This window comes from Isoptericola sp. S6320L (assembly GCF_023015685.1).
GTDB classification, from domain to species: Bacteria; Actinomycetota; Actinomycetes; order Actinomycetales; family Cellulomonadaceae; genus Isoptericola; species Isoptericola halotolerans_A.
This window is the reverse complement of the sequence record NZ_JALKAT010000057.1, coordinates 1-11103: the sequence shown is the minus strand read 5'-3', so window position 1 is coordinate 11103 and position 11103 is coordinate 1. Positions and strand designations below refer to the sequence as shown.

The following is an 11103-nucleotide window of genomic DNA, read 5'->3' as shown; positions in this document are numbered from 1 at the left end:
GCCGCGTTCAAGTCCCGCTCCAAGGCGCGCATCGAGGAGGTCCGCCAGCAGGCCGGCACCGTGTTCCTCGTGAGCCACTCGATCTCCACGATCGAAGCCATGTGCACCCGCGTGCTGTGGATGCACCAGGGCCGGCTCGTCATGGACGGACCGGTCGAGGAGGTCACCGCGGCCTACAAGACGTTCATCCGTGCGCACCGCCACCAGGGCTAGCCCTGGCAGACCCCGCACCAGAACAGGTTGCGACCGGCCAGCTCCTTGAGCAGCACGGGGGCGCCACAGACGCGGCACGGCAGCCCGTCGCGGTGGTAGACGTAGAACGCCTGCTCCGACGCCACCGCCCCGGCGTCGCCGTCGGTGTTCTGGCGTGGACGACGCTGCGGGGCCCGCGCCCCGGCGTCTGCGGGCTCGGACCGGTGCTCGGGCCGCGTGGTGACGATCCGGCCGGTGTCCGCGCCGTCGCGCATCAGGACGACGAGGTCGTCCCACAGGGCCCCGAGGACCTCCGCCGGCACCTCGCGTCCGGGGACGAGCGGGTCGACGCCGGCCCGGAACAGGACCTCCGCACGGTAGATGTTGCCGACCCCGGCGACCACGGCCTGGTCCATGAGCTGCTGCCCGACGGTCACGCGCGACCTGCGCACGCGCTCGACGAAGGCGTCTCGCGCCGCGTCCAGGGAGCCTCGGCCGCCGTCGGCCCGGATCGGGTCCGGACCGAGCCGCGCCTCGACGCCCGCCTTCTCGGCCGGCGTGAGCACCTCGCAGGCGGTCGGACCGGTCAGGTCCGCCACGGCGTGCCTGCCGAGCAGACGGACCCGTACCGCCCCGCGCGGCTCCGGCACGGTCCACTCCCCCGCCGACGGCTCGGGCACCGGGAGCGAGTCCCGCTCCCCGATCCGGCGCCGCGGCGCGCCGATGGCGTGCACGACGTCGGTGCTCGCGTCACCGGCGAACGTCCACGCCCCGTAGAGGCCGAGGTGTACCCGGAGCCAGTGCTCCGGCTCGGCCGCCTCGTCGGCCGGCCCGGGGGCGAACCCGACGAAGAGCTGCTTGCCCCACGCCTCGGCCGCGACGACCGTGGCGCCGTCGAGCAGCGACGCCCCGGCAGCGAACCGGCCCTGGGGGCTGGTGACGCGCACCGGGCTGCCGGCGAACAGCTCGCGCAGGAGCCTGGCGAGCCGGTGGACGGTGTGCCCCTCGGGCACGTCAGGCGGTGGTTCGCGACGCCTCGTAGGCGGCGAGCTGGTCGATCCGGCGCTGGTGGCGGGCGTCGCCCGAGAAGGGCTCGGCGACGAAGGCCTCGACCAGCGCGGTGGCCTCCTCCAGCGAGTGCATGCGCCCACCGACGGCGACGACGTTCGCGTCGTTGTGCTGCCGGCCGAGCGTGGCCGTCTCGTGAGACCAGGCCAGCACCGCGCGCACGCCGGTCACCTTGTTCGCCGCGATCTGCTCGCCGTTCCCGGACCCGCCGATGACGATGCCCAACGACCCGGGCTCCGACACGACGGCCTCGCCGGCGGCGAAGCAGAACGACGGGTAGTCGTCCTGGGCGTCGTACTCGTGGGCACCGTGGTCGACGACGTCGTGCCCGGCGGCGCGCAGGTGGTCGACGAGGTGGGACTTGAGCTCGAATCCGGCGTGGTCGGCGGCGATGTGCAGGCGCATGACCCCATTCTCACCCACGCGCGGGTACGCCTGCCGACCCGTCTCACCGGCCTGCTCCACGGAGGCCGGCTGCTGGTGCGTACGCTGGCGCCATGACGACCGACGCGACCGGGCTGCGGTCCGGCATCGACACATCAGCACTCGACGAGGGCGTACGCCCGCAGGACGACCTGTTCCGCCACGTGAACGGCCGCTGGCTCGACGCGCACGAGATCCCGGCCGACCGCTCCATGGACGGGGCCTTCCGTGCGCTGCACGACGCCGCCGAGGAGCAGGTCCGGGAGATCATCACCGACGCGGGCGACGCGGCCCTGCGCGGTGCGGCGACCGGCTCCCAGGCACAGGTCGGCGCCCTGTACGCGAGCTTCATGGACACCGAGCGGATCGAGGCGCTGGGCACCTCTCCCGTGCGCGACGAGCTCGCGGCGATCAAGGAGGCGACCGACCGGGCGTCGCTCGCCCGCGTGCTCGGCACGCTGCAGCGCACCGGGGGCGGCGGCGCCGTCGGGTTCTACGTCGACAACGACGCCAAGGACCCCGAGACGTACGTGACGTACTTCGTCCAGGGCGGCATCGGCCTGCCCGACGAGGCGTACTACCGGGAGGAGCAGTACGCGCCGATCCGCGCCCGCTACACCCCGCACGTCGCGCGGATGCTCACGCTCGCGGGCGTGGGGCAGGACGCCTGGGGGACGACGGCGGACGACGCGGCCGAGCGGGTCGTCGCCCTCGAGACGCGGCTCGCCTCCCACCACTGGGACGTCGTGCGGGACCGCGACGCCACCGAGACGTACAACCCGACCACGTTCGGCGAGCTGGTCGCCTCGGCCCCCGGCTACGACTGGGCCGGCTGGGCCGAGGCGCTCGGCGCACCGGAAGGCTCCCTCGACGCCCTGGTGGTGCGCGAGCCCTCGTTCGCCACCGGCTTCGCCGCGCTGTGGGCGTCGGCCGACCTCGACGACTGGAAGCTCTGGGCCGCCTACCACCTGATCACGGCCCGCGCGCCCTACCTGGCCGACGCCGTCGTCGAGGCGAACTTCGACTTCTACGGCCGCACGCTGTCCGGCGCCCAGGAGGTGCGCGAGCGCTGGAAGCGGGCCGTCACGGTGGTGCAGGGCGCGCTCGGCGAGGCCGTCGGCCAGGAGTACGTGGCCCGCCACTTCCCGCCCACGCACAAGGACCGCATGGACGAGCTCGTCTCGTACCTCGTCGCGGCCTACCGCGAGTCCATCCAGGAGCTCGACTGGATGACCGACGAGACCAAGCAGCGCGCGCTGACCAAGCTCGAGAAGTTCACCCCGAAGGTGGGCTACCCCGTGAAGTGGCGCGACTACTCCGGCCTCGAGATCGTCGCCGACGACCTCGTCGGCAACGTCCGGCGCGCGCACGCGTTCGAGCAGGACTACGAGCTGGGCAAGATCGGGCGACCTCTGGACCGCGACGAGTGGTTCATGACGCCGCAGACCGTCAACGCCTACTACAACCCGGGCATGAACGAGATCGTCTTCCCCGCGGCCATCCTGCAGCCGCCGTTCTTCGACCCGGAGGCCGAGGACGCTGTGAACTTCGGCGGGATCGGCGCGGTCATCGGTCACGAGATCGGCCACGGGTTCGACGACCAGGGCTCGAAGTACGACGGCGACGGGCGCCTCGAGGACTGGTGGACCCCGACCGACCGGGCGGAGTTCGAGCAACGGACCAAGGCGCTCGTCGACCAGTACGGCGCGTTCCGGCCCGCGCAGCTCACCGGGGACGACGCGTACGTCAACGGGGCACTGACGATCGGCGAGAACATCGGCGACCTCGGCGGGCTCTCCATCGCGATCAAGGCGTACCGGATCGCCCTCGGCGGGTCCCTGGACGACGCGCCGGTGATCGACGGGCTCACCGGCCTCCAGCGCGTGTTCCTCGGCTGGGCGCAGGTGTGGCAGGCCAAGGGCCGCGACGAGGAGATCGTGCGCCGGCTGGCCACCGACCCGCACTCGCCGAACGAGTTCCGGTGCAACGGCGTCGTGCGGAACCTCGACGAGTACTACGCGGCGTACGACGTCGCGGCGGACGACGCGCTGTACCTCCCGGCCGAGGAGCGGGTCCGGATCTGGTGACCGGTCCGGCGTCGGGGCCGGTCAGTAGGTCCCGACGCCGGCCCGTGCCAGCGAGAAGCCCTTGCCGGTCGGGTCGTGCTGGCAGTACATGCCGTCCTGCTCGCTGGAGCACGTGAAGTCGCCCTCGGTCACGGACTCGCCGTAGGGCACCTCGTCCAGCTTCTTCGGGGCCTTATTGGGCTTGTCGGCACCCGCGACGCACGGCAGCGCGACCTTCCCCTGGCCGTCGAGGGTCACCACGTAACCGGTGGTCCCGTCGCAGCCCTCCACCGGGGCGGGCTGCTGGTTCAGCTCGGCGATGGCGCACGACACCTGGTTCTCGAACACCTCGCACGAGATGTTGCGCGACGGCGAGGCGAACGTGCTGACCGACGCGCCCGGGTCGCCGCCCGCCGCGTCCTGCCCGCCGTCGCCCTCGGCGTCGTCCTGCGCTTCCTGGCTCGTGCCGGCGCTGGGCTGCGCGGCGGCGTCCACGGGCGCCAGGTCGGAACCGCCCAGCACGTTGACCGCGAACACGACCGCCACGACGATCAGGATCGCGTCCGCCGCGATGAACGCGATCCAGCCGGGCGTCAACCGCTTCCCCCGGCGCTTCCCGGCCGGCGTCGTCGGGTGCTGCGCGGTCCCGGGGGGCGGCGTGGGCTGCTGGTAGGCGTACTGCTGCGGCGTGTAGCCGTACTGCTGAGGAGGCCCCTGCGGCGGCTGCTGGTGGTGCGCCTGCTCGTACACGGGCTGCTGGTAGACCGCCGGCTGGTAGGCGGGCTGCCGCACCGGCGCGGTGTACTGCGGCTGCTGCGGGGCCGACGCGGGCTGGGGCTGCTGCACCTGGGTGGGCGCGGCCTCAGCCCGGCCCGGAGCCGGCGGGATCGGTGCGTGCGGGCTCGGCGCGGGCGACGGCGAGCCCGTCGCCCGGGCGTCGGGCGGGGTGCCGGGAGCGAACGACGGCGGGGCCGCCGCAGCGGACGGGCGGCGCACGGGTTCCCGCGACGAGTCGTCGCCGTAGCCCTGCGAGGCAGGGCCGGGCGGCGGCGGGGGCGGCGGCACGTTGCCGGACATCTGGACTCCCTCCCGGGACGGTCGGCCGCTACGACCGGCCGACGCGCTGACGCGCACAGCGCAGGATGTCACGACCAGGTCTCGTCCGTCGAACCTGCACCTCCGGCCGGTCGCGGGCCGACGCGCACGTGACGGCTCGGCGGCGCCGCGGAAAGGCGGGGAAAGGGTTCGGCACGCCGGGTCCGAGGTGGCATGATCGACGCACGCGACCGCGACGACCTCGTGGTCGGCGCCACCCGTCACCGTCCCAGGGAGCACCCGTGCCCGGAGAGAACCTGACCCGCGTCGAAGCGATCGAGCGCGCCCGGGTCATCACCACCGTCGAGTCGTACGCCGTCGACCTCGACCTGACCACCGGTCCGGAGACGTTCACGTCCACGACCGTCATCCGGTTCTCCGCGGTCGAGGGAACGGGCACGTTCGTCGACCTGGTCGCCCCGGTCCTGCGCGAGGTGACGCTCAACGGGCGGTCGCTCGACGTCACGCAGGTCTTCGCCGACTCCCGCATCGCGCTCGAGGATCTCGCCGCCGAGAACGAGCTGCGCGTCGTCGCCGACTGCGCCTACATGAACACCGGGGAGGGCCTGCACCGGTTCGTCGACCCGGTCGACGGCGAGGTCTACCTCTACACGCAGTTCGAGGTGCCCGACGCCCGGCGCGTCTTCGCCACGTTCGAGCAGCCGGACCTCAAGGCGCCCTTCCAGCTCACCGTGACGGCCCCGGCCGCGTGGCACGTCGTGTCGAACCAGCCCACGCCGGAGCCCACGCCCGCCGAGCACGCCACCGAGCCCGCGGTGGAGGCCGCCCGCTGGGAGTTCGAGCCGACGCCGCGCATCTCCACCTACCTCGCGGCGCTCGTCGCCGGTCCGTACGCCGTGGAGCGCGGCGAGGTCACGTCGTCCGACGGCCGCACGATCCCGCTGGGCGTCTTCTGCCGCTCGTCGTTGTCCGAGCACCTCGACGCCGAGGCGATCATGACGACGACGCGCCAGGGCTTCGCCTTCTACGAGGAGACGTTCGGCGTCCCGTACCCGTTCGACAAGTACGACCAGCTGTTCGTGCCCGAGTACAACATGGGCGCGATGGAGAACCCGGGCTGCGTCACCTTCACCGAGTCCTACGTGTTCCGCTCCCAGGTCACCGACGCCGTCCGCGAGCGGCGCGTCGTGACCGTGCTGCACGAGCTCGCCCACATGTGGTTCGGCGACCTGGTCACCATGAAGTGGTGGAACGACCTGTGGCTCAACGAGTCCTTCGCCGAGTACGTCTCCACGCTCGCCACGGCCGAGGCCACGGAGTGGGAGGCCGCCTGGACCACCTTCAACGCGATGGAGAAGACCTGGGCCTACCGCCAGGACCAGCTCCCGTCCACGCACCCGATCGTCGCCGCGATCAACGACCTCGAGGACGTCCAGGTCAACTTCGACGGCATCACCTACGCCAAGGGCGCCTCGGTGCTCAAGCAACTCGTGGCGTGGGTCGGCCGCGAGGAGTTCGTCAGCGGCGTCTCGGCCTACTTCCGCAAGCACGCCTGGAGCAACACCGAGCTGCCCGACCTCCTCGTCGAGCTCGAGGCCACCAGCGGGCGCGACCTCGGGGCCTGGGCGAAGACCTGGCTCGAGACCGCGGGCGTCAACACGCTGCGCCCCGCCATCGAGCTGGACGACCACCGCCGGATCACGTCGTTCCAGATCGAGCAGACGGCGCCCGCCGACCACCCCACCATCCGGCCCCACCGCCTCGGCATCGGCTGCTACGACCTCGACGACTCCGGGGCCGTGGTGCGCACGCGGTCCCTGCAGGTCGACGTCGACGGCCCCCGCACGGCGGTCCCCGAGCTGGTCGGCCTCGCCCGGCCCGACCTGGTGCTGATCAACGACGACGACCTCGCCTACGCCAAGGTGCGTCTCGACGAGGCCTCGCTCACCTTCGCCGTCGAGAACCTGTCGCGCATCAGCGACCCGTTGGCCCGCTCGCTCGTGTGGGGCTCGGTGTGGGACGCGGTGCGCGACGGCGAGACCCCGGCGTCGGCGTACGTCGACCTCGTCCTGGGCAACATCGCGGCGGAGACGGAGTCGACCACCGTCCGCACCACGCTGGCCCAGCTCGGCCTGGCCGCCCGCTCGTACGTGGCTCCCGAGCGCCGGGCCGCCACCCTCGAGCGCGTGGGCGACACCCTGTGGACGCTCGCTCAGGAGGCTGCTGCCGGGTCCGACCTGCAGCTCCAGCTCGTCAAGTACTTCTCGACGCTGTCGTCCACCGAGGCGCACGTCGCCCCGCTGCGCGGTCTGCTCGACGGCTCCGTCGTCCTCGACGGGCTGGCGGTCGACACCGACCTGCGCTGGGAGCTCCTGCAGGGGCTCGTCCAGCTCGGTGCCGCCGGCGACGACGAGATCGACGCGGCACTGTCCTCCGACGACACGGCGTCGGGCCGCCAGGCCGCCGCACGGGCCCGTGCGGCGACGCCCACCACCGCCGGCAAGGAGCGTGCGTTCGCCTCGGTGGTCGAGGACGCCGACGCACCGAACGCGATCATCCGCGCGACGGCGGCCGGGTTCGTGCAGGTCACCGACCCCGCGGTGCTGGCGTCGTTCGCCCAGCGCTACGTGGACGCGCTGCTGCCGATCTGGGAGACCCGCAGCTACCACATCGCGGAGGAGCTCATCGAGGGGCTCTACCCGGCTCCGCTCGCGTCGACGCGGCTGCGGGACACGGTGCGCGGCTGGCTCGAGACCCACGCCGACGCACCGTCGGCCCTGCGTCGCATGGTGATCGAGGCGCTGGCCGGCACCGAGCGGGCGCTGGCCGCCCAGGCGGTCGACGCGGCCGTCACGGGCTGACGGGCACGACCCCACCACGAACGCGCCGAGGGGCCCGGACCGCACGGTCCGGGCCCCTCCGTCGTCTCCAGGCGGCTACCTCGCCGCCGCGACCGCCGCGAAGAGCGACCGCAGCCGCGCGTTGTCGAACAGGTCCTCGACCAGCACCACGTTCCCGGCGGAGTCGCCGAGCGGCACCTTCCAGTTCGGGTACTCCCGGTCGGTGCCCGGCTGGTTCTGCGCGCGCCGCTCCCCCACCGCGTCGACGAGCTGGACGCCGACCAGCGCGGCCGACGACCGGCGCAGGTACCGGTGCAGCGCCTCGACGACCTCGCGCTCCGACGGGTTGTCCCCCACGAGACCCTGCTCGGCCAGCACCGCGACCGCCGCGTTCCGCTCGGCCCGGGCCTGCCCGCGCAGCGCCTGCGCGTCCTCGGCGAGCAGGCCGAGCCGCTCCCGCAGGTCGACGTGCTCGCCGGCGAGGTACCCCGCCGTCGGCGGCATGTCGTGCGTGCCGACGGTGGCGAGGGTCAGACGGCGGTAGTCCTGCGGCGCCGTCGGCCGGCCGCCCGTCTTCTCGAACCAGAACACGGACGTGCCGAGGATGCCGCGATCGGCCAGGTACTCGCGCACCCACGGCTCGAACACACCGAGGTCCTCACCGATGACGACGGCGCCCGCGCGCTGCGCCTCCAGCGCGAGGATCCCGACCAGCGCGTCGTGGTCGTAGCGCACGTAGGCGCCGTCCCGGGCGGACCGGCCCTCCGGCACCCACCACAGCCGGAACAGGCCCAGGATGTGGTCGACCCGCAGGGCACCGGCGTGCCGCAGCGCGGTGCGCAGCATGTCGCGGTAGGGCGCGTAGCCGGCACGCGCGAGCGCCCGCGGGTTCCACGGCGGCTGGGACCAGTTCTGGCCCTGCTGGTTGTACATGTCCGGCGGGGCACCGACCCCGACGCCGCTGGCGAGCACGTCGGCGTTCGCCCAGGCGTCCGCGCCGTCGGGGTGCACCCCGACGGCCAGGTCGTGGACGATCCCCAGCCGCATCCCGGCGTCGACGGCCGTGCGCTGGGCCGCTGCCTTCTGCTCGTCGAACACCCACTGCAGCCAGGTGAAGAAGTCGACCCGCTCGGCGAGTCGCTCCCGTGCGGCGGCGACGGCCGGGGACCCGGGATCGGCCAGCTCGGCGGGCCAGGGCCTGCCGCCCAGCTCCTCGACGATCGCGCACCAGGTCGCGAAGTCCTGCAGACCGGCCCCCTGGGCGGCCACGAACTCCTCGTACGCCGCCTGTCGAGCGGCGCGACGCGGCGCGGAGTGCACCACCTCGAGCGCAGCCTTCTTCGCGTCCCAGACGGCGTCCCGGTCGAGCGGTCCGCCGTCCCCGTCGAGGTCCCGGACCGGGTCGGCCGCCCACTCCACCAGGGAGCGGTCGGCGGCCGACAGGTACGCCGTCTCCAGGATGTCCTCGACGCGGACGTAGACCGGGTTGCCGAACCGGCGCGACGTCGGCAGGTAGGGCGACGGCGTCATGGGCGTGACCGGCTCGGCCGCCGACAGCGGGTTCACGGCCACGAAGTCCGCCCCGGCACGGTGCGCGGTGAGCCAGGCGAGGTCGGCCAGGTCGGCCAGGTCCCCCAGCCCCCACGACGTGCGCGAGCGCACCGAGTAGAGCTGTGCGAGGACGCCCCAGACCTGGCCCCGCGCGACGGCCGCCGGCAGCTCGAGCCGGTCCGGCGTCACCACGAGGGTGGTGGACGACTCGTTGCCCTCGCTCAGCGCGTAGAGCGTGTGCCAGCCCAGCGGGACGTCGGCGGGCACCGCGAACGTCGCACGGCCCACGCGCCGGCCGTCGACCTCGCGCGGCGGGACGTCGTTCTCGGTCTGTGCCAGGTCGCGCCGCGGACGGACGGCGTGGCGCCGGGCCGCGGGCTCGGCCCCGTCCAGCTCGAGCCACACGTGCACCGACGCGCCGTCGGTCACGTGCACCGGCACCTGGGACTCGTGCCCTTGGCGCACGACGACGGTCGGCGGCAGGACCGATCGCCATTCCTCGTCCCGCACCCGGCGCAGTCCCTGCGAGACGGCCTGCGGGCTGCCGGCCTCGACGCCGAGCGCCTGGAGCACGTCGACCAGGGTCGCGTCGGGCACGTGCGCCAGCTCGCCGCCGAACCGGTGGTACTCGGTGAGCACCCCGTGCGCCGCGGCGAGCTCGTACAGCTCGGCGCGCGCGCCGTCGTCGGGCACGGCCTGGTCCATGTCCTTCATGCTCACGGGGACGATCCTGCCACCATCGGGCGCCCAGGACCGACCCCCCACGCCACGGACCGTCCCGACGGCGGTACCGACGACGGGGACCGGCCGTTACGGTGGCACGCGTGAACTTGCTACACCTCCCCGCCGTACCGCCGACCGCCAGCACGCCGGACCCGTCGCCGTCGCCCACCCTCCCGGAGGAGATCGAGGAGGCCGGCGACGCCTTCTGGACCTGGTTCACCGGCTGGCCGCTGCGCGTCCTGATCATCGTCGTGGTCGGCATCGTCGTCCTGGTGCTGCTGCGTCGCGTCATCTCCCACGTGACCGAGCGGATCGCGACAGGTGTCCCTCGCGCCCAGGAGAAGGGCTGGAAGGACTGGTTCCGCCGTTCGCCGATCGTCGGCGACGCGCTGGTCATGGCGAACCCGCTGGCCTCGGCGCGGCGTGCCCAGCGCGCCCGGACCGTGGGTTCGGTGCTGAACTCGACGGCCAACATCGTCGTCGGCGTCCTGATCCTGCTCATGGTCCTGACCGAGATCGGGTATCCCGTCGGGCCGCTGCTCGCCTCCGCGGGTGTGGCCGGCATCGCACTGGGCTTCGGCGCGCAGTCCCTGGTCAAGGACTTCATCTCCGGCATCTTCATCCTCATCGAGGACCAGTACGGCGTCGGCGACGTGGTCGACCTCGGCTCCGGCGCCGAGGGCGTCATCGAGGAGGTGCAGCTGCGCACCACGCAGGTGCGCTCGATCGACGGCACGCTGTGGTGGGTGCGCAACGGCGAGATCCTGCGCGCCGGCAACCGCACGCAGGGGTGGTCGCGCGCGCTGGCGGAGGTCCGGGTCCCGGTGGACGCGGACGTGGACGTGGTGCGGGCCGCCCTCGGGCGAGCGGCCGACGCCGTCGCGGCCGACCCGGAGTGGGCCGACGAGTTCCTCGAGCCGCCGTCGGTCCGCGGCGTGGACGCCGTGACCGACTTCTCGATGTCCTTCACCCTGCACGCGCAGGTCAAGCCGGGCATGCAGTGGGACGTCTCGCGGGCGATGCTGCGCGCCGCGCAGGCTCAGCTTCGCGGCGTCAAGGTGCTGCGCACGGACGCGGTCGAGTCCGGCGAGGGCTGAGCTCGAGGGCTGAGCTCGGTCGCCCCGCCCACCTCACCTCCCGCTGTGGGTGCACGACACGCCGGTCGGCTGGGCGCCGACACGGCG

Annotated in this window: 7 protein-coding genes and 1 pseudogene; 4 read left to right on the top strand and 4 right to left on the bottom strand. The window is 73.3% G+C overall.

Features of this window, described 5'->3' with window-relative positions; translation table 11 throughout:
• Window positions 1-213, top strand: a pseudogene (locus tag MWU57_RS17680) (ABC transporter ATP-binding protein); the annotation flags it as partial.
• Here the strand turns inward: MWU57_RS17680 and MWU57_RS17675 are convergent.
• Both MWU57_RS17675 and MWU57_RS17670 read right to left on the bottom strand, forming a co-directional pair.
• The gene (locus MWU57_RS17675) at window positions 210-1205 is read right to left on the bottom strand and encodes an Fpg/Nei family DNA glycosylase (protein WP_246911008.1); all 996 of its coding nucleotides are present in this window, start codon (window positions 1203-1205) and stop codon (window positions 210-212) included. The pseudogene MWU57_RS17680 and the gene MWU57_RS17675 overlap by 4 nt on opposite strands.
• Window position 1206: 1 nt before the next feature.
• Window positions 1207-1665, bottom strand: a complete 459-nt coding sequence (locus MWU57_RS17670; RefSeq protein WP_246911007.1) for a ribose-5-phosphate isomerase — start codon at window positions 1663-1665, stop codon at window positions 1207-1209.
• Between the two features lie 92 nt (window positions 1666-1757).
• On the opposite strand from MWU57_RS17670, the gene MWU57_RS17665 reads away from it, so the two are divergent.
• Window positions 1758-3770 (top strand): M13 family metallopeptidase, encoded by a 2013-nt coding sequence (locus MWU57_RS17665; RefSeq protein ID WP_246911005.1) that lies wholly within the window; start codon window positions 1758-1760, stop codon window positions 3768-3770.
• A 21-nt stretch (window positions 3771-3791) separates the two neighbouring features.
• Here MWU57_RS17665 and MWU57_RS17660 read toward each other — a convergent pair whose 3' ends face one another.
• Entirely contained in the window at window positions 3792-4826 is a 1035-nt protein-coding gene (locus MWU57_RS17660; RefSeq protein WP_246911004.1) for a hypothetical protein, read from the bottom strand.
• 260 nt (window positions 4827-5086) lie between these two features.
• On the opposite strand from MWU57_RS17660, the gene pepN reads away from it, so the two are divergent.
• Window positions 5087-7666 carry an aminopeptidase N gene (gene pepN / locus MWU57_RS17655; protein ID WP_246911003.1) on the top strand — a complete coding sequence of 860 codons (2580 nt, stop codon included), beginning with the start codon at window positions 5087-5089 and terminating at the stop codon, window positions 7664-7666.
• A gap of 75 nt (window positions 7667-7741) precedes the next feature.
• On the opposite strand, the gene malQ is transcribed toward pepN, so the two are convergent.
• Window positions 7742-9910: a 4-alpha-glucanotransferase gene (malQ, locus tag MWU57_RS17650; protein ID WP_246911009.1), complete on the bottom strand. Its 2169-nt coding sequence runs from the start codon at window positions 9908-9910 to the stop codon at window positions 7742-7744.
• A gap of 110 nt (window positions 9911-10020) precedes the next feature.
• Here malQ and MWU57_RS17645 point away from each other — a divergent pair, with 110 nt between their 5' ends.
• Window positions 10021-11016 (top strand): mechanosensitive ion channel family protein, encoded by a 996-nt coding sequence (locus MWU57_RS17645; RefSeq protein WP_246911002.1) that lies wholly within the window; start codon window positions 10021-10023, stop codon window positions 11014-11016.
• Window positions 11017-11103: the final 87 nt, after the last annotated feature.